General features: G+C 66.0%; 1 protein-coding gene. It reads right to left on the bottom strand.

Going from position 1 to position 247, the window contains the following annotated elements; translation table 11 throughout:
* Positions 1-43 precede the first annotated feature (43 nt).
* Positions 44-247 (bottom strand): hypothetical protein (locus Q4528_RS15240; protein WP_303522543.1); only part of this gene is annotated, 204 nt, incomplete at its 5' end.

The following is a 247-nucleotide window of genomic DNA, read 5'->3' as shown; positions in this document are numbered from 1 at the left end:
CCCATTCCCCGGCGCTCAGGGAGGGACGGCGCCGGGGTTTGTCCTAGACCAGAGACGAGAGCGTATATTCGCCGCCGAATGTGCCGGGCTTGCGGCGGCCGGTCGCGAACGGCGCCTTGTCGAACTTCCCGAAGTACGTCCGGTTCTGTCGGTACGTCGTCGCCTCGGGGTCGAAGCAGCAATAGACCGGCTGCGAGGTGCCGACCTTCTCGATCATCGGCCGGAACTGGCCTTCCCATTCCGCCTC

The sequence above is a fragment of the Staphylococcus pasteuri genome, assembly GCF_030547725.1.
Classification (GTDB): Bacteria; Bacillota; Bacilli; order Staphylococcales; family Staphylococcaceae; genus Staphylococcus; species Staphylococcus pasteuri.
The sequence above is the reverse complement of the archived record's forward strand: the minus strand, read 5'-3'. Positions and strand labels throughout refer to the sequence as shown.